Origin of the sequence: Kluyvera sichuanensis, assembly GCF_040930405.1 — a bacterium.
Taxonomy (GTDB): Bacteria; Pseudomonadota; Gammaproteobacteria; order Enterobacterales; family Enterobacteriaceae; genus Kluyvera; species Kluyvera sichuanensis.
In genome coordinates this window covers 1,948,633-1,971,205 of record NZ_CP162271.1, presented here as the reverse complement: position 1 = coordinate 1,971,205, position 22,573 = coordinate 1,948,633, and the positions used below count along the sequence as shown (strand labels likewise).

At 49.7% G+C, this 22,573-nt stretch carries 21 protein-coding genes; all 21 read left to right on the top strand.

All coding sequences use genetic code 11. The features are described from left to right. Window positions 1–3: 3 nt before the first annotated feature. The 21 genes from wcaE to AB2B48_RS09660 all read left to right on the top strand — a co-directional run bounded on the left by wcaE (window position 4) and on the right by AB2B48_RS09660 (window position 22,571). Entirely contained in the window at window positions 4–750 is a 747-nt protein-coding gene (gene wcaE / locus AB2B48_RS09760) for a colanic acid biosynthesis glycosyltransferase WcaE (RefSeq protein WP_368301637.1), read from the top strand. A gap of 9 nt (window positions 751–759) precedes the next feature. After that, a complete protein-coding gene (gene wcaF / locus AB2B48_RS09755; RefSeq protein ID WP_368301636.1) occupies window positions 760–1,302 on the top strand; it encodes a colanic acid biosynthesis acetyltransferase WcaF in 543 nt (180 codons plus the stop codon). Between the two features lie 144 nt (window positions 1,303–1,446). Beyond that, the gene (gene gmd / locus AB2B48_RS09750; protein WP_185666986.1) at window positions 1,447–2,568 is read left to right on the top strand and encodes a GDP-mannose 4,6-dehydratase; all 1,122 of its coding nucleotides are present in this window, start codon (window positions 1,447–1,449) and stop codon (window positions 2,566–2,568) included. Window positions 2,569–2,570: 2 nt separating this feature from the next. Then, complete coding sequence (locus tag AB2B48_RS09745; protein WP_185666987.1) at window positions 2,571–3,536, top strand: GDP-L-fucose synthase; 966 nt, start codon at window positions 2,571–2,573, stop codon at window positions 3,534–3,536. Between the two features lie 3 nt (window positions 3,537–3,539). Next, window positions 3,540–4,019, top strand: coding sequence for a GDP-mannose mannosyl hydrolase (locus AB2B48_RS09740; RefSeq protein ID WP_368301635.1), 480 nt, complete (start codon window positions 3,540–3,542; stop codon window positions 4,017–4,019). Continuing rightward, window positions 4,016–5,239 carry a colanic acid biosynthesis fucosyltransferase WcaI gene (gene wcaI, locus AB2B48_RS09735; protein ID WP_368301634.1) on the top strand — a complete coding sequence of 408 codons (1,224 nt, stop codon included), beginning with the start codon at window positions 4,016–4,018 and terminating at the stop codon, window positions 5,237–5,239. The genes AB2B48_RS09740 and wcaI overlap by 4 nt, the downstream gene beginning before the upstream one ends. Window positions 5,240–5,242: 3 nt before the next feature. Then, on the top strand, window positions 5,243–6,679 hold the full coding sequence (cpsB, locus tag AB2B48_RS09730) for a mannose-1-phosphate guanyltransferase (RefSeq protein ID WP_368301633.1): 1,437 nt from the start codon (window positions 5,243–5,245) through the stop codon (window positions 6,677–6,679). Between the two features lie 106 nt (window positions 6,680–6,785). Then, window positions 6,786–8,156, top strand: coding sequence for a colanic acid biosynthesis phosphomannomutase CpsG (cpsG, locus tag AB2B48_RS09725; protein WP_368301632.1), 1,371 nt, complete (start codon window positions 6,786–6,788; stop codon window positions 8,154–8,156). Window positions 8,157–8,273: 117 nt separating this feature from the next. Beyond that, entirely contained in the window at window positions 8,274–9,668 is a 1,395-nt protein-coding gene (gene wcaJ / locus AB2B48_RS09720; protein WP_185666992.1) for an undecaprenyl-phosphate glucose phosphotransferase, read from the top strand. A gap of 9 nt (window positions 9,669–9,677) precedes the next feature. Next, window positions 9,678–11,156, top strand: a complete 1,479-nt coding sequence (locus tag AB2B48_RS09715; RefSeq protein WP_368301631.1) for an MOP flippase family protein — start codon at window positions 9,678–9,680, stop codon at window positions 11,154–11,156. A gap of 120 nt (window positions 11,157–11,276) precedes the next feature. Continuing rightward, window positions 11,277–12,557, top strand: a complete 1,281-nt coding sequence (gene wcaK / locus AB2B48_RS09710; RefSeq protein WP_368301945.1) for a colanic acid biosynthesis pyruvyl transferase WcaK — start codon at window positions 11,277–11,279, stop codon at window positions 12,555–12,557. Next, window positions 12,554–13,777 (top strand): colanic acid biosynthesis glycosyltransferase WcaL, encoded by a 1,224-nt coding sequence (gene wcaL / locus AB2B48_RS09705; RefSeq protein ID WP_368301630.1) that lies wholly within the window; start codon window positions 12,554–12,556, stop codon window positions 13,775–13,777. Before wcaK ends, wcaL begins: the two co-directional genes overlap by 4 nt. Window positions 13,778–13,786: 9 nt before the next feature. Next, on the top strand, window positions 13,787–15,181 hold the full coding sequence (gene wcaM, locus AB2B48_RS09700; protein WP_368301629.1) for a colanic acid biosynthesis protein WcaM: 1,395 nt from the start codon (window positions 13,787–13,789) through the stop codon (window positions 15,179–15,181). Between the two features lie 134 nt (window positions 15,182–15,315). Further along, entirely contained in the window at window positions 15,316–16,209 is an 894-nt protein-coding gene (galF, locus tag AB2B48_RS09695) for a UTP--glucose-1-phosphate uridylyltransferase GalF (RefSeq protein ID WP_368301628.1), read from the top strand. Window positions 16,210–16,458: 249 nt separating this feature from the next. Continuing rightward, a complete protein-coding gene (locus AB2B48_RS09690) occupies window positions 16,459–16,911 on the top strand; it encodes an adenylyltransferase/cytidyltransferase family protein (RefSeq protein ID WP_368301627.1) in 453 nt (150 codons plus the stop codon). Next, the gene (locus AB2B48_RS09685; protein WP_333497673.1) at window positions 16,908–17,513 is read left to right on the top strand and encodes an SDR family NAD(P)-dependent oxidoreductase; all 606 of its coding nucleotides are present in this window, start codon (window positions 16,908–16,910) and stop codon (window positions 17,511–17,513) included. Before AB2B48_RS09690 ends, AB2B48_RS09685 begins: the two co-directional genes overlap by 4 nt. 14 nt (window positions 17,514–17,527) lie before the next feature. Beyond that, a complete protein-coding gene (locus tag AB2B48_RS09680; protein WP_368301626.1) occupies window positions 17,528–18,772 on the top strand; it encodes an oligosaccharide flippase family protein in 1,245 nt (414 codons plus the stop codon). Next, window positions 18,769–19,929, top strand: a complete 1,161-nt coding sequence (locus tag AB2B48_RS09675) for a CDP-glycerol glycerophosphotransferase family protein (protein WP_368301625.1) — start codon at window positions 18,769–18,771, stop codon at window positions 19,927–19,929. The genes AB2B48_RS09680 and AB2B48_RS09675 overlap by 4 nt, the downstream gene beginning before the upstream one ends. After that, window positions 19,919–20,599 (top strand): glycosyltransferase family 25 protein, encoded by a 681-nt coding sequence (locus AB2B48_RS09670; RefSeq protein WP_368301624.1) that lies wholly within the window; start codon window positions 19,919–19,921, stop codon window positions 20,597–20,599. The genes AB2B48_RS09675 and AB2B48_RS09670 overlap by 11 nt, the downstream gene beginning before the upstream one ends. Continuing rightward, complete coding sequence (locus AB2B48_RS09665) at window positions 20,596–21,453, top strand: glycosyltransferase family 2 protein (RefSeq protein ID WP_368301623.1); 858 nt, start codon at window positions 20,596–20,598, stop codon at window positions 21,451–21,453. Before AB2B48_RS09670 ends, AB2B48_RS09665 begins: the two co-directional genes overlap by 4 nt. Then, window positions 21,450–22,571 carry a hypothetical protein gene (locus AB2B48_RS09660; RefSeq protein ID WP_368301622.1) on the top strand — a complete coding sequence of 374 codons (1,122 nt, stop codon included), beginning with the start codon at window positions 21,450–21,452 and terminating at the stop codon, window positions 22,569–22,571. Before AB2B48_RS09665 ends, AB2B48_RS09660 begins: the two co-directional genes overlap by 4 nt. The last annotated feature ends 2 nt before the right edge of the window (window positions 22,572–22,573 follow it).

Genomic DNA, 22,573 nt, shown 5'->3' with positions numbered 1-22,573 from the left:
AACATGTTGTTAAGTGTGGTGACCGTGGCGTTTCGCAACGTGGAAGGCGTGATGAAAACCTGGCGTTCGCTGGCCCATCTGGCGAACGATCCGAGCCTTGCATTTGAGTGGATTGTGGTCGACGGCGGTTCAGAAGATGGCACCGCAGAGTTTCTCGAAAAACGTAATGGGCAGTACCAGTTACGCTACGTCAGCGAGCCGGATAAAGGGCTGTATGACGCGATGAATAAAGGCATTCGCATGGCGCAGGGCAAGTTCGTGTTGTTCCTTAACTCCGGCGACAGCTTTCACCCGGATGTCTCGCAGTTTGTCCGCCAGCTTCGCGGCAAGAGCGATGATGCCATGTACCTCGGTGACGCGATGCTCGACTTCGGCGACGGCACCCAGATTCGCCGCAGTGCGAAGCAGGGCTGGTATATTTATCACAGCCTGCCGGCGAGCCATCAGGCTATTTTCTTCCCGCTGCATGGCTTGAGAAATTATCCTTATGATGTGCAGTACCGGGTGTCATCAGATTATGCGTTGGCCGCCAGAATGTATAAATCAGGCTATGCCTTTAAGCGAATTAAAGGTTTGGTGTCGGAATTTTCAATGGGCGGTGTTTCAACCACTAATAATCTGCAATTGTGTCAGGATGCCAAAAAGGTGCAGAGAGACATATTGCGCATGCCAGCCGTACTGACGGAATTATCTTATTTATTACGCCTGCGGACGACCGGGAAAACCAAAGCCTTATATCACAAAGCATAAGGAATCAGGATGCAGGAATTATCTGGCTTTACGGTGCCCAAAGGTTTTCGCGGTGCCGGGGGCATTAAAGTTCAACTCTGGTGGGCGGTGCAGGCGACATTATTTGCCTGGTCCCCGCAGATACTCTACCGCTGGCGCGTATTTTTATTGCGTTTGTTCGGCGCAAAAATAGGAAAAAACGTAGTGATTCGCCCATCGGTAAAAATCACCTATCCGTGGAAATTAACCATCGGTGATTATGCCTGGGTTGGGGACGATGCAGTGTTATATACCCTCGGTGATATTACCCTTGGGGCAAATTCCGTCGTTTCACAGAAATGTTATTTATGTACCGGCAGCCACGATTATCAGAGCGCGCATTTTGATATTAATGCCACGCCGATTGTGGTCGGCGAGAAATGCTGGCTGGCAACGGATGTCTTCGTTGCTCCCGGCGTCACGATTGGCGACGGCACCATCGTCGGTGCACGAAGCAGCGTTTTTAAATCGCTACCGGCAAAGGTGATTTGCCGTGGCAATCCCGCAGCAGTGGTGCGGGCGCGGGAAAGTTGAGGCTTGGCCCCTCACCCTAACCCTCTCCCCCGAGGGGAGAGGGGACAGTTCGGTTTTCTCCCTCGCCCCATTGGGGAGAGGGCCGGGGTGAGGGGAAACCCCGCAGCATTACCACAACATCCTAATTAACGAAGGAAATAAATTATGTCGAAAGTCGCTCTCATTACCGGCGTAACCGGGCAGGATGGTTCATATCTGGCGGAACTGCTGCTGGAAAAAGGGTATGAAGTTCACGGGATCAAACGTCGTGCTTCCTCCTTTAACACCGAACGTGTCGATCACATCTACCAGGATCCGCACAGCAGTAACCCGAAATTTCACCTGCACTATGGCGATTTGACCGACAGCTCCAACCTGACGCGTATTCTGCAAGAAGTGCAGCCGGACGAAGTGTACAACCTCGGTGCGATGAGCCACGTGGCGGTGTCGTTTGAATCCCCGGAATATACCGCCGACGTGGATGCGATGGGCACGCTGCGCCTGCTGGAAGCTATCCGCTTCCTGGGCCTGGAGAAGAAAACCCGTTTCTATCAGGCGTCCACCTCTGAACTGTACGGCCTGGTGCAAGAGATCCCGCAGAAAGAGACCACGCCGTTCTACCCCCGCTCGCCGTATGCCGTTGCCAAACTGTATGCCTACTGGATCACCGTCAACTACCGTGAGTCCTACGGTATGTACGCCTGTAACGGCATCCTGTTCAACCACGAATCCCCGCGCCGTGGCGAAACCTTCGTGACCCGCAAAATCACCCGCGCGATTGCCAACATCGCCCAGGGTCTGGAGAAGTGCCTGTACCTCGGCAACATGGACTCCCTGCGTGACTGGGGCCATGCCAAAGACTACGTCAAAATGCAGTGGATGATGCTGCAGCAGGAACAGCCGGAAGATTTTGTTATCGCCACTGGCGTGCAGTATTCCGTGCGCCAGTTCGTTGAAATGGCGGCAGCACAGCTCGGCATCAAACTGCGCTTTGAAGGCACCGGCGTGGAAGAGAAGGGGATCGTGGTTTCCGTCACCGGTCATGATGCGCCGGGCGTGAAGCCGGGTGATGTGATGGTGGCCGTTGACCCACGCTACTTCCGTCCGGCGGAAGTGGAAACCCTGCTCGGTGACCCAACCAAAGCGCACGAAAAACTGGGCTGGAAACCGGAAATCACCCTGCAGGAGATGGTCTCTGAAATGGTCGCCAAAGACCTTGAAGCGGCGAAAAAACACTCTCTGCTGAAATCCCACGGTTACGAAGTGGCGATCGCGCTGGAGTCTTAAGCATGACCAGAGAACGCATTTTTGTGGCGGGCCACCGGGGAATGGTGGGCTCTGCCATCGTCCGACAGCTTGAGCTGCGCGGTGACGTGGATCTGGTTCTGCGCAGCCGCGACGAGCTTAACCTGCTGGACAGCCGCGAGGTGCATGACTTCTTCGCCCGCGAAAATATCACTCAGGTGTATCTGGCAGCGGCGAAGGTGGGGGGTATTGTCGCCAACAACACCTTCCCGGCGGACTTCATCTACGAAAATATGATGATTGAAAGCAACATCATTCACGCAGCGCATACGCACAACGTGAACAAGCTGTTGTTCCTCGGTTCATCCTGTATTTACCCGAAGATGGCCAACCAGCCGATGCACGAGAGCGAGCTGCTGCAGGGCACGCTCGAAGCCACCAACGAGCCGTACGCGATTGCCAAAATCGCCGGGATTAAGCTGTGCGAATCCTACAACCGTCAGCACAACCGCGACTATCGCTCGGTGATGCCGACCAACCTGTACGGGCCGAACGATAACTTCCACCCGAGCAACTCCCACGTGATCCCGGCGCTGCTGCGTCGCTTCCACGAGGCGGTGCAGAAGAACGATGCCGACGTGGTGGTGTGGGGCAGCGGTACGCCAATGCGCGAGTTCCTTCACGTCGATGATATGGCGGCCGCCAGCATCCACGTGATGGAGCTGGACCGCAGCGTGTGGCTCGACAACACCCAGCCAATGCTGTCGCACATTAACGTCGGCACCGGCGTTGACTGCACCATCCGCGAGCTGGCGCAGACGCTGGCAAAAGTGGTGGGCTTTAAAGGCCGCGTGGTGTTTGACGCCACCAAGCCTGACGGGACGCCGCGCAAGCTGCTCGACGTATCGCGTCTGCATCAACTGGGCTGGTATCACGAGATTTCGCTGGAGGCTGGGCTTGCCAGCACCTACCAGTGGTTCCTTGAAAACCAGCACCGCTTCCGGGGGTAACGCATGTTTCTGAGCGAGGAGGCGTTTGCCACCGTGGTGCAGTCTACGCCGCTGATTTCTATCGACCTGATCGTGGAGAACGCGCAGGGCGAGTTTCTGCTGGGTAAACGCACCAACCGTCCGGCGCAGGGGTTCTGGTTTGTCCCCGGCGGACGGGTACAGAAAGATGAACCGCTGGGTGAGGCGTTTGCTCGCCTCACCCAGGCGGAGCTGGGGCTGAGCCTGCCGATGACGGCAGGCCGCTTCTACGGCGTCTGGCAGCATTTTTATGACGACAACTTTTCGGGCGCGGACTTCTCGACCCACTACATCGTACTGGGGTTCCGCCTGCAGGTGGACGCCGACGCGCTCACGCTTCCGGAGGCTCAGCATAACGACTATCGCTGGATGAGCCCTAAGGCGCTGCTGGCGGCGGACAATGTCCACGAAAACAGCCGCGCCTACTTCCGGGTCGACAAAATGGCCGAGGTACCGGGCTTATGAAGATTCTGGTGTATGGCATTAACTACTCACCTGAACTGACCGGCATCGGCAAGTACACCGGCGAGATGGTGGAGTGGATGGCGCGTCAGGGCCACGAGGTGCGGGTGATTACCGCACCGCCGTACTACCCGGAGTGGCAGGTTGGCGTGAACTACTCCAGCTGGCGCTATCGTCGGGAAGAGGGTGAGGCCACCGTGTGGCGCTGCCCGCTGTACGTGCCGAAGCAGCCCTCAACGCTCAAACGCCTGCTGCATCTTGGCAGTTTTGCGCTCAGCAGCTTCTTCCCGCTGATGGCCCAGCGTCGCTGGAAGCCGGACCGTATTATCGGCGTCGTGCCGACCCTGTTTTGCACGCCGGGCATGCGTCTGTTAGGCAAACTCTCCGGGGCGCGCACGCTGCTGCATATTCAGGATTATGAAGTCGACGCCATGCTAGGTCTCGGCATGGCCGGTAAAGGCAAGTCCGGCAAGGTGGCGAAGCTCGCCAGCGCTTTTGAGCGCAGCGGCCTGCACAACGTCGACAACGTCTCGACGATCTCGCGTTCGATGATGAACAAAGCCTGCGAAAAGGGCGTCCCGACGGAGAAGGTGATCTTCTTCCCTAACTGGTCTGAAGTTTCCCGCTTCCGCGAGGTGCCTGAAACGCTGGTTATCGCGCTGCGTCAGCGACTGGGTCTACCTGATGACCGCAGGATAGTGCTTTATTCCGGCAACATCGGCGAAAAACAGGGGCTGGAAAGCGTCATTACCGCCGCTGAACAGCTCCGCGAGCAACCGCTGCTGTTTGTGATTGTCGGCCAGGGCGGCGGCAAAGCGCGGCTGGAAAAGATGGCCGCCGAACGTGGACTGGATAACGTGAAATTCCTGCCGCTGCAGTCTTATGACGATTTACCCGCCCTGCTGGCGATGGGTGACTGCCATCTGGTTATCCAGAAGCGCGGCGCGGCGGATGCGGTACTGCCGTCCAAACTGACCAATATTCTGGCGGTGGGCGGCAACGCGGTGATCACCGCAGAGGCGGACACCGAGCTTGGACAGCTTTGTCTCGACAACCCAGGCATTGCGGTATGCGTCACGCCTGAATCGGTTCCGTCGCTGGTGGAAGGGATTGAACAGGCGCTGAGCATGCCAAAACGCAACGCGGTGGCCCGCGCCTGGGCAGAACGCTCGCTCGAAAAAGAGCACGTTCTTAACCAATTTATTGCTGATATTCGGGGTTAAACGATGAGTCAATCTACGCTTTTCCCGGTCGTGATGGCCGGTGGCTCGGGCAGCCGCCTGTGGCCGTTGTCCCGAGTGCTGTACCCCAAGCAGTTCCTGTGCCTGAAAGGGGACATGACCATGCTGCAGGCCACGGTTAACCGCCTGGAAGGGGTGAGATGCGCGAGCCCGGTGGTTATCTGCAACGAGCAGCACCGTTTTATCGTCGCCGAGCAGCTGCGCCAACTGAACAAGCTGACTGAAAACATCATTCTGGAACCCGCTGGGCGCAACACCGCCCCGGCGATTGCGCTGGCCGCACTGGCCGCTATGCGCCGTGAGCCGGATAACGACCCGCTGATGCTGGTGCTGGCGGCAGATCACGTTATCCAGGACGAAGACGCTTTTCGCGCCGCGGTACGCGATGCCACACCGTACGCCGAAAGCGGCAAACTGGTGACGTTCGGTATCGTGCCGAGCCTGCCGGAAACCGGCTATGGCTATATTCGTCGCGGCAACGTGAGCCCGGCGGCCGGTGAGGCGTTGGCGTTTGAAGTGGCGCAGTTCGTCGAGAAACCGAACCTTGATACCGCTCAGGCCTACGTTGCCTGCGGTGAGTACTACTGGAACAGCGGCATGTTCCTGTTCCGCGCCGGGCGTTACCTGGAAGAGCTGGGCAAATATCGCCCGGACATTCTTAGCGCCTGCGAAAAAGCGATGAATGTCACCGACCCGGATCTCGATTTTATCCGCGTCGAGGAAGAGGCTTTCCTGAGCTGCCCGGACGAGTCTATTGACTATGCGGTGATGGAACGCACCCACGACGCGGTTGTGGTGCCGATGGACGCCGGCTGGAGTGACGTCGGCTCCTGGTCATCGCTGTGGGAAATCAGCAACCATACGCCGGAAGGCAACGTGCACCACGGCGATGTAATCAGTCATAAAACCGAAAACAGTTACGTCTACGCAGAATCGGGCCTGGTGACGACCGTTGGGGTAAAGGATTTGGTGGTGGTGCAGACCAAAGACGCGGTGCTTATCGCCGATCGCAACGCGGTGCAGGACGTGAAAAAGGTGGTCGAGAAAATTAAGGCCGATGGCCGTCACGAACACCATATCCATCGCGAAGTCTATCGCCCGTGGGGCAAATATGACTCTATCGACTCCGGCGATCGCTACCAGGTGAAGCGCATCACCGTGAAGCCGGGCGAGGGACTCTCTCTGCAGATGCATCACCACCGGGCTGAACACTGGATTGTGGTGGCTGGCACCGCCAAAGTGACCCTCAATGATGAGATAACCCTGCTGGGTGAAAACGAATCCATCTACATCCCGCTGGGCGTGACGCACTGCCTGGAAAACCCGGGGAAAATTCCGCTCGACCTGATTGAAGTGCGCTCAGGCGCCTATCTCGAAGAGGACGACGTGGTGCGATTCGCCGACCGCTACGGGCGCGTGTAGCGCGCCTATTCTGCCCGATGGCGCTGCGTCATCCGGCAACTCACGATATGAAAAATCATGACCCTCACCGGTCAGGGCCAACCGTTGCCTGAAGAAAGGTAAAAACATGAAAAAGCTGACCTGTTTTAAAGCCTATGACATTCGCGGCAAGCTGGGCGAAGAGCTGAATGAAGAGATTGCCTGCCGCATTGGTCGCGCCTATGGCGAGTACCTGAAACCGAAAACCGTGGTGCTGGGCGGTGACGTACGCCTGACCAGCGAAGCGTTGAAGCTGGCGCTGGCCCGCGGCCTGCGCGATGCGGGCGTAGACGTGCTGGATATCGGCCTTGCCGGTACCGAAGAGATCTACTTCGCCACCTTCCATCTTGGCGTGGATGGCGGCATTGAAGTCACCGCCAGCCATAACCCGATGGACTACAACGGCATGAAGTTGGTGCGCGAAGGCGCGCGTCCTATCAGCGGTGACACCGGGCTGCGTGATATTCAGCGTCTGGCCGAAGAGAACTTCTTCCCGCCGGTGGACGACGCAAAACGCGGCGGCTATCAGCAAATTAACCTGCGTGATGCCTACGTTGAGCATCTGCTGGGCTACATCGACGTTAAAAATCTCACCCCGCTCAAGCTGGTGGTTAACTCCGGCAACGGCGCGGCGGGCCCGGTTATTGATGCGCTGGAAGCCCGCTTTAAGGCACTGAACGTGCCGGTCAGCCTGATTAAGGTGCATAACAACCCGGACGGCAATTTCCCGCACGGTATTCCTAACCCGCTGCTGCCGGAGTGCCGCGACGATACCCGCGATGCGGTGCTGAAGTACGGTGCCGATATGGGCATCGCCTTTGACGGCGATTTCGACCGCTGCTTCCTGTTCGACGAGCAGGGGCAGTTTATCGAGGGCTACTACATCGTTGGCCTGCTAGCGGAAGCTTTCCTCGAGAAAAACCCCGGCGCGCGCATTATCCACGACCCGCGCCTGTCGTGGAACACCGTCGACGTGGTGACCGCCGCAGGCGGCACGCCGGTGATGTCGAAAACTGGTCACGCGTTTATCAAAGAACGTATGCGCAAAGACGACGCGGTGTACGGCGGCGAGATGAGCGCCCACCACTATTTCCGCGATTTTGCCTACTGCGACAGCGGGATGATCCCGTGGCTGCTGGTGAGCGAACTGCTGTGCCTGAAGGGCAAAACCCTGGGTCAACTGGTGCATAACCGCATGGCGGCATTCCCGGCAAGCGGGGAGATCAATAGCCAGCTGAAAGCGCCGTCGGAGGCGATAGCCCGGGTAGAGGCGCATTTTGCCGGCAGCGCGCTGGAGATTGACCGCACCGACGGCATCAGCCTGGCGTTCGCCGACTGGCGCTTTAACCTGCGTTCGTCGAATACCGAGCCGGTGGTGCGCCTGAACGTGGAGTCTCGCGGCAATACGCCGCTGATGCAGGCGCGAACGCAGGACATTCTGGCGCTGCTTAATCAGTAATTTTTGCCCCTCACCCCGGCCCTCTCCCCAAAGGGGCGAGGGAGAAAACCGGACAGTCCCCTCTCCCCTCTGGGGAGAGGGTTAGGGTGAGGGGAAAACGACGAAATAGGACCAACGATGACGACTCTAAAAAAGCGCGAACGAGCCAAAACGAATGCATCGTTAATCTCCATGGTGCAACGTTTTTCAGATATCACCATCATGATAGGTGGGCTGTGGCTGGTGTGTCAGGCCGTCGCGTTGCCGTTTTTGTATCTGCATCTGCTGATGGCGCTGGTCACGCTGGTGGTATTCCAGATGATCGGCGGGATCACCGACTTTTATCGCTCATGGCGCGGCGTCCGTATCACCACCGAGCTATTACTGCTGCTGCAAAACTGGACGTTGAGCCTGGTCTTTACCGCTGGGCTGCTGGCGTTTAACGATGACTTCAACACCAACTTCGCCATGTGGCTGGCGTGGTATCTGCTGAGCACTATCGGCATGCTAGCCAGCCGGGCGTTTATCCGCTACGGCGCGGGCGTGCTGCGCCATCGCGGCTACAACACCCGCTATGTGGCGGTGGCGGGCGATATGCCGGAAGGGCAGGCGCTGCTGGAGAGCTTCCGCAATCAACCGTGGCTTGGCTATGCGGTAGTGGGCTGCTATCACGATGCAAAACCGGGCGGCGTGAATACCGACTGGATGGGCAACTTCGAGCAACTGCTTGACGACGCCCGCTGCGGCAAGATTCATAACGTCTATATCTCCATGGCGATGCAGGACGAACTGCAGATCAAAAATCTGGTGCGCGATCTCGCCGACACCACCTGTACCGTGCTGCTGATCCCGGACGTCTTCACCTTTAACATACTGCACTCCCGCGTCGAAGTGGTGAACGGCATTCCCGTCGTCCCGCTGTACGACACCCCGCTCTCCGGCGTAAACCGCATCCTGAAACGGCTGGAAGATATCGTGCTGGCCAGCGGCATTCTGCTGCTTATCTCTCCGGCGCTGTGCTGTATTGCGCTGGCGGTGAAGCTCAGCTCGCCTGGGCCGATTATTTTCCGCCAGACCCGCTATGGCATGGACGGTAAGCCTATCAAGGTGTGGAAATTCCGCTCCATGAAGGTGATGGAGAACGACAAGGTGGTGACTCAGGCGACGCAAAACGACCCGCGCGTGACCCGTGTGGGCAACTTCCTGCGTCGGACCTCGCTCGATGAACTGCCGCAGTTTATCAACGTGCTCACCGGCGGGATGTCGATTGTTGGCCCACGCCCGCACGCCGTGGCGCATAACGAGCAGTACCGTCAGCTGATTGAAGGCTACATGCTGCGTCACAAAGTGAAGCCTGGCATTACCGGTTGGGCGCAGATTAACGGCTGGCGCGGCGAGACCGACACCCTGGAGAAAATGGAAAAACGGGTGGAGTTCGACCTCGAATACATCCGCGAGTGGAGCCTGTGGCTCGATATCAAAATTGTTTTCCTGACGGTGTTTAAAGGCTTCGTCAACAAAGCAGCCTATTGAGGACGCAACATGGGCTTACGAGAAAAAACCATCAACGGCGCCAAATGGTCGGCGATGGCAACGGTGGTGATTATTGGCCTTGGACTGGCGCAGATGACCGTGCTGGCGCGGCTGTTTGACGGCCATCAGTTTGGCCTGCTCACCGTGTCGCTGGTGATTATTGCGCTGGCGGATACGCTGTCGGATTTCGGCATTGCCAACTCGATTATTCAGCGCAAAGAGATTAGCCAACTGGAACTGACCACGCTCTACTGGCTGAACGTCGGGCTTGGGGTGGCGGTGTTTGCGGCGGTTTATCTGCTGAGCGATACCATCGCCAACCTGCTGCATAACCCGGACCTGGCACCGCTGATTAAAACCTTGTCGCTGGCGTTCGTGGTGATCCCGCACGGCCAGCAGTTCCGCGCGCTAATGCAAAAGGAGCTGGAGTTCAACAAGATTGGTTCGATTGAGACCGCCGCCGTACTGTCGGGCTTTACCTTCACGGTGGTCAGCGCCTGCTTCTGGCCGCTGGCGATGACCGCGATCCTTGGCTATTTGGTTAACAGCGCCGTGCGCACGCTGCTGTTTGGCTACTTTGGCCGCAAAATTTACCGCCCAGGCCTGCACTTTTCGCTCGCTACTGTGATGCCCAACCTGCGATTCGGCGCGTGGCTAACGGCGGACAGCATCGTTAACTACATCAATACCAACCTTTCTACCCTGACGCTGGCGCGCATTCTCGGGGCGAGCGTCGCGGGTGGCTACAACCTGGCCTACAACGTGGCAGTGGTGCCGCCAATGAAGCTCAACCCGATTATCACTCGCGTGCTGTTCCCGGCGTTTGCCAAGATTCAGGACGACAACGACAAGCTGCGGGTGAACTTCTACAAGCTGCTGTCGGTGGTGGGGATTATCAACTTCCCGGCGCTGCTGGGGCTGATGGTGGTGAGCAATAACTTCGTGCCGCTGGTGTTTGGCGAGAAGTGGATGCACATCGTACCGATCCTGCAACTGCTGTGCGTGGTGGGACTGCTGCGCTCCGTAGGCAACCCGATTGGCTCGCTGCTGATGGCCAAAGCACGCGTGGACATCAGCTTTAAATTCAATGTGTTTAAAACCTTTCTGTTTATTCCCGCGGTGATTGTCGGCGGGGAGATGGGCGGCGCGATTGGCGTGACGCTCGGCTTCCTGCTGGTGCAAATCATCAACACCATCCTCAGCTACTTCGTGATGATCAAACCGGTGCTGGGGCCGGGCTACCGTGACTACCTGCTGAGCCTGTGGCTGCCGTTCCGGCTTTCGCTGCCCACGCTTATCACCAGCTATGCCGTCGGACGACTGCTGGCGGGCAGCGTGTCGTTACCGATGCTGCTGGCGTTACAGGTGCTGACGGGCGTGCTCAGCTTTGCGCTGGTGATTGTGCTGTCGCGCAATAGCCTGCTGATTGAACTTAAAAAACCGCTCTGTCGGAACAAAAAACTGAAGATGTTATTACGCGTTTCGTAGCCCGGACGAGGCGTTTACGCCGACGCCGGGGAGTCCCCGGCGTCACTGCGTTCGGCCGGGCTACCAAATCGTTGCTACGCGTTTTAAATGAATGAGCTTAACCCCTTTGATGAGGCCATGATGAAATTATTAATTTTGGGAAACCACACCTGCGGCAACCGCGGCGATAGCGCCATTATGCGCGGCCTGCTCGATGCCATCGTCCGCCAACAGCCGGACGTAGAAATGGACGTGATGAGCCGTTTCCCGATCAGTTCCTCCTGGTTGCAGGGGCGTGAGATTATCGCCGATCCGCTGTATCAACTGAGCCAAAAGCAGCAGGCGGCAGGGGGGATGAGCGGGCGCGTGAAGAAGGTGCTGCGCCGTCGCTTCCAGCACAAGATCCTGCTGGCGAAGGTGACCGGCGAAGGCAAATTGCGGAACTTTGACATTGCGCCGGAGTTCCATGAATTTGTACGCTTTCTCGGCAATTATGATGCAATTATCCAGGTGGGCGGCTCGAACTACGTCGATCTCTATGGCTTGACCCACTTTGAATACCCGCTGTGCGCCTTTATGGCCAATAAGCCGATTTACATGATTGGCCACAGCGTCGGGCCTTTCCAGAACCCGGACTTTAACCAACTGGCGAACTACGCCTTTGGCCGCACTCATGCGCTTATCCTGCGTGAAACGGTCAGCCGTGAGTTGATGGCGAAAGCGGAGATCGATACCTCGAAAGTGGAGCAGGGCGTGGATACCGCCTGGCTGGTTGAGCATCGCAACGACAGCTTTGAACCGAGCTACGCGGTGCAGCACTGGCTGAACCTGACCGCACAGCGCAAAACCGTCGCGATTACGCTGCGCGAGCTGGAGCCGTTCGATAAACGCCTTGGCACCACGCAGCAGGCCTACGAAAAAGCCTTTGCCGAGGTGGTGAACCGGATGATTGCCGACGGCTATCAGGTATTAGCGCTCTCGACCTGTACCAGCATCGACCGCTACAACCGTGATGACCGCATGGTGGCGCTGCGTATGGCGCAGTACGTCGAAAACCGTGAACACTTCCATATCGCCATGGACGAACTGAACGATGTGGAGATTGGCAAGATCCTTGCCTCCTGCGAACTGACCATCGGCACGCGCCTGCACTCGGCGATTATCTCCATGAACTTTGGCACCCCGGCAATTGCCATTAACTATGAGCACAAATCTGCGGGCATCATGCAGCAATTGGGGATGCCGGAGATGGCTATCGACATTCGCCACCTGCTGGATGGTTCCATGCAGGGCGTGGTGGCCGATATTCTGAATCAGCTTCCGGCGCTAGGTGAGAAGGTGGCAACGGCGGTAGAAGGCGAGCGTCAGAAAGGCTTTAGCATGATTGAATCGGTGCTGAGCCGTATCCGGGAGGGCCGATGAAAGTCAGCTTCTTTCTGCTGAAATTCCCGTTATCGTCAGAGACCTTCGTCCTGAACCAGATTGTGGCGTTTATCGAGATGGGCCATGAGGTAGAGATTGTCGCGCTGCAAAAGGGCGACCTCACCAACACCCATGCCGCCTATACCCAGCACCGGCTGGCGGAGAAGGTCTGCTGGTTACAGGACGAACCCGCCAGCGCGCTGGAAAAACTGCGCTACCGCGCGTTCAGCACCCTGCGCGGCCTGCACCGTCCCGCCGTCTGGCGGGCGTTGAATACGCGCCGCTATGGGCAAGAGGCGCGCAACCTCATTCTCTCCTCCATTTGTAGCCGCACGCCGACGCCAATCACCGCCGATATCTTTATCGCCCACTTTGGCCCGGCGGGGGTGACGGCGGCCAAGCTGCGCGAGCTGGGGGTGATCGACGGCAAAATTGCCACCGTGTTTCACGGCATTGATATCTCCAGCCGTGACGTGCTCAGCCACTATGGCGGGGAGTACCAACAGCTTTTTCGGCGCGGCGACATGATGCTGCCGATTAGCCAGCTGTGGGCTGAACGGCTACAGGCGATGGGCTGCCCGGCGGATAAAATCACCGTCTCGCGGATGGGGGTGAATATGGACCGTTTCTCATTACGACCATTGAAAACGCCAGACGACTGTCTACAGATTATCTCCGTTGCCCGGTTGACCGAGAAAAAGGGGCTGCACGTGGCGATTGAAGCCTGCCGCCAGCTGAAAGCGCAGGGAGTGAACTTTCGTTACCGCATTCTCGGCATCGGCCCGTGGGAACGGCGTTTGCGTACCCTGATTGAACAGTATCAGCTGGAAGACCGTGTGGAGATGCCGGGGTTTAAACCGAGTCACGAAGTGAAAGCGATGCTTGATGAGGCCGACGTATTCCTGCTGCCGTCGGTGACCGGCGCAGACGGCGATATGGAAGGCATTCCGGTGGCGCTGATGGAGGCGATGGCGGTGGGGATCCCGGTGCTCTCTACCGTTCACAGTGGGATCCCGGAGCTGATTGAGTCTGGAGATTCCGGCTGGCTGGTGGCCGAAAACGACGCACGGGCGCTGGCTGACAAGCTGAAAGCATTAGGGCGGATGGATGCGCAGAGCCTCCAGCCCGTACTTGAGCGGGCTCGTGAAAAAGTGGAAACCGATTTTAACCAGCAGGTGATCAACCAACAGCTCGCCCACCTGCTGTACACGCTTTGCTAAGGAGGTGCCATGCGTACTTTAACCCGACGACACTTTCTGACGGCCGGCGCGACGCTGGCCGCCTTGCCGCTGCTGCCCGTCGACCGCGCCCGCGCGGCAGGGCAATCTGCAGCGGCTGATATTCGTGACTTCTATCGTGACGGTGACTGGATCCGCGCGTTTAACGAGGCGTTCAGCAAGGCGGATACGGTCGCCGTTCCCGCTGATGTGACCTGCGACAATATCAACACCGCCATCACCGTGCCGCCGGGCAAAACGCTGGCGGTTGCTGGCGCGCTAAAAGGTAACGGCCGTGGCCGATTTATCCTGCAACAGGGCTGTAAGATTAGCGGTAGCGGAGAGGCGAGCCTTTATAACATCACCCTTGACGTGCGCGGCGGCGACTGCACCATCGAGGGGCTGACCATGAGCGGCTACGGCCCGGTGGCGCAGATATTCATCGGCGGCAAAGATAAGCGGCAGATGAAAAACCTCAATATTACCCGCCTTACCGTTACCAAAGCGAACTACGGCATTCTCCGCCAGGGATTCCATAATCAGTGGCAGGACGTCAACATCACCCACTGTCACTTCAGCTACCTGCAGGGCGACGCCATCGAGTGGAACGTAGCGATAAACGACAGCAATATCCTCATTTCTGACCATGTCATCGACCATATCGACTGCACCAACGGCAAGGTGAACTGGGGGATAGGCATTGGCCTGGCGGGCAGTACCTACGATAACGGCTACCCGGAAGACCAGGCGGTGAAACACTTTGTGGTGGCCAACATCACCGGCAGCAACTGTCGCCAACTGGTGCACGTTGAGAACGGAAAGCATTTTATTATTCGCAACGTCAAGGCCAGTAATATCACCCCGGAATTCAGCAAGCAGGCGGGAATAGATAACGCCACCGTAGCGATCTACGGATGTGATAATTTCGTTATCGATGGTGTCGATATGGTTAATAGCGCGGGAATGCTGATTGGCTATGGTGTTATCAAAGGTAACTATTTGTCAATACCGCAAAATTTTCGACTGAATAATGTGCGGATAAATAATGAGAGGTCGAATTATAAACTAAGGGGAATACAGATATCATCCGGCAACGCCCAGTCGTTTGTCTCCCTCACTAACCTGAATTTGCGGTACGCTTCGCTGGCGCTTCATAACAAACCACAGCATGTTTTTATGCGTAATATCAATGTGATGCAGGTTACTTCGCGTGAGCCCGCGCTATCGCTAAACTTTGACTTGCGTAAGGATGTTCGTGGGAAGTTCATGGCGAAGCAGGATACGCTGCTGTCGCTGGCGAACGTCCATGCGGTCGATGAGAAGGGGCGGGCTTCGGTGGATATTGACCGGGTTGATCAGCATGTTGTCAATTCTGAACGGCTCAATTTCGCTCTCCCACGCCGCTAGTTATCTATTTCTGCGCCATTCCCGGACTATATCCAGAGATTTCTCTAAACCCAAAGGAATACTATTACAAATCAGGGTGGATTAAACATGTTTAATCGCTATAATTCATCATCCGAATACAGGTGGACAAGACAATGGTTAATTTGAAAGCAGTCATTCCAGTCGCGGGCTTGGGCATGAATATGCTTCCTGCTACTAAGGCAATTCCCAAAGAGATGCTGCCGATCGTCGATAAGCCAATGATTCAATATATTGTTGATGAGATTGTGGCTGCGGGGATCAAAGAAATCGTACTGGTGACCCATGCATCAAAAAACTCGGTAGAAAACCACTTTGACACCTCGTACGAACTGGAAGCGCTGCTGGAACAACGTGTAAAACGTCAACTGCTGGCTGAAGTTCAGTCTATCTGTCCTCCTGGTGTTACCATCATGAACGTTCGTCAGGCTCAACCGCTGGGCCTGGGACACTCTATCCTCTGCGCACACCCGATCGTTGGCGATAACCCATTTGTGGTTGTGCTGCCGGACATCGTGTTGGACAACGCCAGCGCTGACCCGCTTCGCTATAACCTTGCCGCAATGGTGGCGCGTTTCAATGAAACGGGGCGTAGCCAGGTGCTGGCAAAACGCATGCCGGGCGATCTGTCTGAATACTCCGTGATCAAAACCAAAGAGCCGCTGGATGTAGAAGGTAAGGTAAGCCGCATCGTCGACTTTATCGAAAAACCGGATCAGCCGCAGACGCTGGAATCTGACCTGATGGCCGTTGGCCGCTATGTGCTTTCTGCTGATATCTGGGCGGAACTGGCTAAGACCGTGCCAGGTGCATGGGGGCGTATTCAGTTAACGGATGCTATTGCTGAACTGGCGAAGAAACAGTCTGTTGATGCGATGCTGATGACGGGTGAGAGCTACGACTGCGGGAAGAAAATGGGGTATATGCAGGCGTTTGTGCAGTATGGGCTGCGGAATTTGAAGGATGGGGCGCCGTTTCGAAAAAAGATTGAACAATTACTTGGTGTGTGAATATCTGTTTTAATTGTGTCCATATCATTGGTATAGAAGCAGCACTGAATACATCTCTTTATAAGGTTGTACGGCGTTAGCCTTTATTAGTGTTGTCAAATGAGACGATTAACGTAAGTAATGGGTTAAAATTTAGTATAAGGATTAAGCAAGTTTTGGCAGGACAATGAATATTGTTCTGCCTTATCGTTTATGTACAGTGCGTTGGTAGCTGTTGAGCCAAGGCGGTAGCATTGCTGCAAGGATATCATGATGAAAGATAATATTGTATATGTTTCAGGAACATTCGATCTTTTTCACAGTAACCATCTGAAAATGATTCGCTATGGGCGTGGGCTCGGAGGAACATTAATTGTTGGGGTGAGTACGGATGAATTAGTTTGTTCATACAAAAATCCACCTGCAATCCCATTCGAAGAGCGAATTTCTATTGTTGAGGCATTGAAATATCCTGATGTAGTAATCCCTCAGCATTCATTAGATCATCACGATTTGGTGAATAAAATCAATATGGACATCTTCGTTATAGGTGATGATTGGCTAGGAAAGTATGATTACTTAAAAGAGTTAGGGGTGAAAGTTTTTTATTTCCCGTATGGAAAAGGTGTTAGCTCTAGTAATTTGAAAAAGCAAATTCACAAAGAATATGAAAAGTTAATTAGAGCTAGTGATGATCATGAAATACCAGTGGTGAAAAAATGAGAATATTAATAACTGGAGGTGGTGGTGATTTATCTAAAATATTTTGCAAATTACTATCGCCTTTAGGTGATATAGATTGTCCCTCCAGGACTGAAATGGATGTTACAGACATTGATTCAGTAGGAAATTATATTGGTGAAACAAAATATGATGTTGTAATAAATAATGCAGGGGTGCTACATTCTGCAGTGTTGAAAGATTCAGAGCCCCTAAAGTGGATTAATGATATTAATGTAAATCTTATTGGTACGTACCTAGCAACAAGAAAAGTAGCGGAGAATAATATATCAGTTAAAATCATAAATATATCATCAACTGCTGCATTTAATGCTTATAAAGATTGGTCCTCATATTGTTGTTCAAAAGCTGGAGTTGTGACGTTCACCAAATGCTTAGCCTCTGATGGCTATAATGCCTATTGTTTATGCCCAGGTGCAATTGATACTAAATTTAGAAAACAATTCAATATCACTAATCCAAATATAATGGATGCTGAAACAGTTGGTAATGTTCTTTTGGATGTTGTCAATGGGAAATATAAAGCTGGTGATATTTTATTTTTTAGAAAGAATGAGTTTATTATTAACCCTGTTTTTTCATAGATTGAGAACCAGATATGTCAAAATTTGAAGAAAGAAAAAAACTGACTTCAAATATGTTTTTTTTATTGTTTGTTCAATTCTCTAATTATCTTGCTCCTGTACTGGTTCTTCCTTACTTAACTCGGGTGTTATCTATCGATAGCTTTGGACTTGTTGCGGTTAGTTTATCAATAATATCTATATCTATGATCGTTACAGATTATGGATTTGGTTTGTCTGCAACATACTGGCTTTCAATTAATCGGGGGAAAATTAAGCGAGTCAATTACTATATAGGTTCCATAGTTTGCATAAAAACAGTATTGGTGATATTAGTCATTTTAGCATTATATATATATATAATGTTTTTTGATAATCATTTTGCGGAAAAAATAAAATATTTTTCTATTATTTCTGGTGTCATTTTTTTTCAAGCATATCAAATGACGTGGTTTTATCAGGGTATAGAAAAAATGAAAAATATCAGTATTATTACTTTAACATCTAAAATAGTATATATTATATCGGTATTTTTATTAGTTAGGGAAAGAGGGGATGTAATTATAGTTCTTATATGTTTGCTTATTAGTTGCATTTTCTCATCAATATTGAACATCACTTTAATCTATAAAGAAGGATATAAGATAAGCACACCTAGTTTTAAATATTGTCTTAGGAGATTCAAAGAGAGTACTGCATTTTTTATATCTAGAGTAGCAGTCGGTGTTTACACTAATGCGAATGTTTTTATTATAGGGAATTTTGGAGGTCTGCAACAAGCTGCATTATACTCATGTGCTGAGAAACTATATCAAGCTGGACAAGGGGTTTGCCAGCCCGTCAGCCAGGCGCTTTATCCATTCCTGGCTAGAAATAAAGATTATAGACAGTTATTTAAATTTGTTATTTATTTAACAATTCCATTGATAACAGGCGTAAGTATTTGTATATATTTTTCAACTAATATTATAACAGTTTTTTATGGGAGAGGATTTTCTAGTGCGGATTCTATTCTTAATATTTTTTTGATTTCAATAGTATTCAACTTTATAAGCGTTAATTTTGGCTATCCATTGTTCAGTACATTGAATAAGATAAAAATTGTTAATCTTACAGTATATATAGCAGGTTGCTTGCAGCTATTATGTTTAGCTATCTTATATTCTAAAAATGAGATTAACAGCCTTAATATAGCAATCAGTGTAATGTGCATTGAATTCATCGTATTAATGCTGCGCTTATGTATGTTCTTATATTTTAAAAGGAATGTATCTAGATGATTATTAAAGGATTGAAACGGATATTACATTTTTGTCTATATGGCGTATCTTTTTTTATTCCGAGAAATAAAAAACTATGGGTATTTGGTAGTTTTTCTGGCTATACAGATAATAGTCGGTACTTTTATGAGTATATATCAAAGAATAAAAAAGAAATTAAAGCTATTTGGATTGCAATAACGCCATCTCTAGCATATGATCTGAGAAGAAATGGTATTCCTGCATATTACAGATGGACGCTAAAAGGTATTTATTTTACATTGAGAGCTCGCGTATATATATACACAGGATATTCATCTGATATAAATTTCTTTACATCTGGCGGTGCTATTTTGATAAATCTTTGGCATGGAATACCGCTAAAAAAAATCGAATTCGATATAAATACAAAACCGCTAGTTGATAAGATAAAAGATGCTACTCTGTTAACAAAATTTATAAATCCACAGCATCATAAAAGTCCCGATCTTTTGTTATCACCATCAAGGTTTGTCAGTCAGTATTCTTTTATACGTGCATTCCGATTAAAAAATGAATCTAACATATTAGAAGGATGTTATCCTAGGGTTATTAACTTGCTTGAACGATCTCGCGAGAAGAATGAAGGAAATCGGAAATACGTTTTTTTTTACGTTCCAACATGGCGTGATTCTGGAGGGGATTTTCTAGCTAAATCTAATATTGATTTTTCGAAATTAAATGATTTTTTAGCATTAAATAATGCTGAGCTAAAAATAAAATTACATCCTGCAACTAATATCAATATTAATATCGATGATTACTCTAACCTATCATTAATATCTAAATCAATTGATATTAATGAAACCTTAGCTTTAGCTGATTGCCTTATAACCGATTATTCTTCCGTTTATTTTGATTATTTGTATTTAGATCGGCCAATAATTTTTTATACTTTCGATGCTGATGATTATCTACAGGAGAGAGAAATGTATTTTAATTTCGGTGAACATATGCCTGGTCAGATAGTTAATACATTTTCTGATTTATTAAATGAAATGAAGGACACAATTAGTTGTGATAAACATAAAGATAATCGTAATGCAGTTTTCGATATCTTTGGGAATAAAGAACATCAAAGCTATAAATTTCTTTATAAAAATATAATTGACAAACTTAAGGATAAGTATGACTACTAGTCAGATATATATAATTTCATTGCAAACTGATCTCGAAAGACGAAAAAATATTATTGAAAGACTTAATAAAATATCATGCCCTTACGAATTTATAGATGCAATAGATGGGCGTCAATTATCAACTAAAGAATATTATAGTAAGGCGAAAAATCCTCACTATTGGTTCAATCGGAGGCACATCATAAGCCCCGCTGAGTTAGGGTGTCGTTTATCTCATAAGAAAGCAATCAAGAGTTTCTTAGACTGTACTGATTCATTTTGGCTTGTTGTCTTGGAAGATGATGTTAGTTTTAAAGATAGCTTTAAAACGGTAATAAATAATCTTGATTCTTCTACTAATATTAGCGAACCGCTAGTAATTCACTTAGGTGGGCAGGAAGGTATTCATTGTCGAAATAGAGTATTATCATTCAGTTCATTTAAAATCAACAAACAAAAATATCGAAAGATATTTTTGCCAACTGCTCGGTGGTTATATAGAACATGTGGTTATATTTTGAATAGACCAGCTGCTGAACTTCTATATAACTTACATTTGACTGATTCATTCTTAGCAGATGATTGGGTGTATATTTTGAAAAAAACAAAAATAACAAATTTAGGGTTTTATGACTGCATTGAACATCCTTTAGATCTTTCCAATTCGACAATAGAAAATGAAAGAATATGATATCTATAATTATCCCTTATTATAATAAATCAGCAACAATAGCCAAAACTTTGCAAAGTATTAAACGTGCAATATCAAAATGTAAGCCATTGCATCCTTGCCAACTTGCTGAAATTATAATAGTGAATGATGGTTCTGTAGCAGAGCAACGAAAAATATTAGAAGACTCAATAGATCTTGTTAAGTTGAAGTGTTGTCGAATTGTTGATCAGGAAAATAAAGGTGTTTCGTCAGCAAGAAACAGAGGTGTTGCTGAGTCGGCATTCAATTATATTTATTTTTTGGATGCGGATGATACTCTCTTAGAGACATTCTTTGAGGATTGTATTGATAAAGTTAATGGCATGAATTGCTCTCTTTTCTTTGATCTTAAAATACTTCGTAAAAAAATTAGTCATAATCTGATAGGGAGGGTTTTCCTAGACGAAAAAATATTTTTTAAATTAATAGTGTCTAGATGTTTACATCTATCTAATATAGTTTTCTTCAAAGGTGAACTGTTACCTTTCAATGAAAAAGTGAGCGTTGGTGAGGATCTTCTTTATATTTACGAAAATATTATTAACCGCGATGTTTATTTTTGTAAAGGAGCAGTGGCCACTTATAGATATGATGGGAAATTCCATTTCAAGGGTGTTAATGGGCTTGAGTTCATTTTGTCATCAGTACAGGATGCAGAACTAAAAAATCAGGTGGTTAAAAGCATAAACGAAAGGAATTATCTCAGTAATAAGTTATTTGATTCACGAGTGAAATATAACAAAATGAATTTATCTCTCAAAATTAAATTAATTGGTTTTTTTCAGAGTAAAATACTATATTCATTCATCCAGAAAATAAGGTTTTTATCGTGAAAGTAGGTAAAATTCTCATTTTATCAATCTTTATTCTTCAACCATGGTTTTTGAAAGGCTTAATCAGGCCCGAATTATTACTGTGTTTATTTTTTGTTCTTTATTCTGTATGTTTGAAAAAAATTGCGATTCCATTAAATGAATTACTTATTATTCTTTTTTCCTTTATAATATTGTTAATACCACCTTTAATACACGATACTGGAGAACTAGATTTAGTTAAAAAGTTCATTTCCTTATTGGTTGTGATTATAGGCTCATACTATATTGTAGTTGCATTAAAAATATCCAAACAAGACTTAATGAGTGCGATTAAGCTTTGTGTGTGTTTTTCTCTGATTTTTTATCTTGCAAGTACTCAGGTAGAGTTATTAAGAAATATTGCGCTTTCTTTTAAAGGTGAAACCTATGGTATAGAAGATAAACTCGAAGTATATAGATTATGGTTCCCTACATCAGCACATACATTCCACTTAGGCCTGTTTTTCTTCCTAACAACGTCTTTATTACTAGTTGAAAAAGAAAGCTTTATATATATACTGATGAGTTTGGCTTGTGCATCAATATCTGCTCGTTCAGCAATGCTAATGTCAATATGTATATGTGTGATTTTTGTTCTAATAAAAGATAGAAAATATTTGTTTATGGTCATTATTGCTATTCCTGTATTCTATTATGCAATGACTATTCTAGCTAATGAGTATGTTTCAGTTAAATATGCTTTAGAGCCATTGGAGCAATTAATACATTCGGGCACGCTACAATCAAAGTCATCCGATGAACTTTTGCAAAAACATTTATATATACCTGCAGTTAACTCAATTTTATTTGGGGATGGTATGTATTCAAATCCAGATGGAAGTTTTTATGGCCACAGTGATTCAGGCATAATTAGACCAATTCTTTATGGTGGCATTATATTTCAAATCGGATACCTTGTTTTTATTTATCGGTTTTTAAGCACGTTGAAACAATTTCATTTCCTTGGCGCCGTTGTAATCATCTCCTTCTTTATTGCTAATGTAAAAGCGGAAATAATAACTGCAACTCCTTATTTCACTCTTTTGGTTCTACTTTTCTACACTACCAAAAATACTAATTCATCTGTTAGAGTTTGATA

Coding starts and splice junctions, on each gene's coding strand:
- gmd (WP_185666986.1), top strand. CDS start 1,447: ATGTCGAAAGTCGCTCTCATTACCGGCGTAACCGGGCAGGATGGTTCA.
- AB2B48_RS09745 (WP_185666987.1), top strand. CDS start 2,571: ATGACCAGAGAACGCATTTTTGTGGCGGGCCACCGGGGAATGGTGGGC.
- cpsG (WP_368301632.1), top strand. CDS start 6,786: ATGAAAAAGCTGACCTGTTTTAAAGCCTATGACATTCGCGGCAAGCTG.
- galF (WP_368301628.1), top strand. CDS start 15,316: ATGGTTAATTTGAAAGCAGTCATTCCAGTCGCGGGCTTGGGCATGAAT.
- wcaL (WP_368301630.1), top strand. CDS start 12,554: ATGAAAGTCAGCTTCTTTCTGCTGAAATTCCCGTTATCGTCAGAGACC.
- wcaK (WP_368301945.1), top strand. CDS start 11,277: ATGAAATTATTAATTTTGGGAAACCACACCTGCGGCAACCGCGGCGAT.
- wcaM (WP_368301629.1), top strand. CDS start 13,787: ATGCGTACTTTAACCCGACGACACTTTCTGACGGCCGGCGCGACGCTG.
- wcaI (WP_368301634.1), top strand. CDS start 4,016: ATGAAGATTCTGGTGTATGGCATTAACTACTCACCTGAACTGACCGGC.
- AB2B48_RS09740 (WP_368301635.1), top strand. CDS start 3,540: ATGTTTCTGAGCGAGGAGGCGTTTGCCACCGTGGTGCAGTCTACGCCG.
- AB2B48_RS09685 (WP_333497673.1), top strand. CDS start 16,908: ATGAGAATATTAATAACTGGAGGTGGTGGTGATTTATCTAAAATATTT.
- cpsB (WP_368301633.1), top strand. CDS start 5,243: ATGAGTCAATCTACGCTTTTCCCGGTCGTGATGGCCGGTGGCTCGGGC.
- wcaE (WP_368301637.1), top strand. CDS start 4: ATGTTGTTAAGTGTGGTGACCGTGGCGTTTCGCAACGTGGAAGGCGTG.
- AB2B48_RS09675 (WP_368301625.1), top strand. CDS start 18,769: ATGATTATTAAAGGATTGAAACGGATATTACATTTTTGTCTATATGGC.
- wcaJ (WP_185666992.1), top strand. CDS start 8,274: ATGACGACTCTAAAAAAGCGCGAACGAGCCAAAACGAATGCATCGTTA.
- AB2B48_RS09715 (WP_368301631.1), top strand. CDS start 9,678: ATGGGCTTACGAGAAAAAACCATCAACGGCGCCAAATGGTCGGCGATG.
- AB2B48_RS09680 (WP_368301626.1), top strand. CDS start 17,528: ATGTCAAAATTTGAAGAAAGAAAAAAACTGACTTCAAATATGTTTTTT.
- AB2B48_RS09665 (WP_368301623.1), top strand. CDS start 20,596: ATGATATCTATAATTATCCCTTATTATAATAAATCAGCAACAATAGCC.
- wcaF (WP_368301636.1), top strand. CDS start 760: ATGCAGGAATTATCTGGCTTTACGGTGCCCAAAGGTTTTCGCGGTGCC.
- AB2B48_RS09690 (WP_368301627.1), top strand. CDS start 16,459: ATGATGAAAGATAATATTGTATATGTTTCAGGAACATTCGATCTTTTT.
- AB2B48_RS09670 (WP_368301624.1), top strand. CDS start 19,919: ATGACTACTAGTCAGATATATATAATTTCATTGCAAACTGATCTCGAA.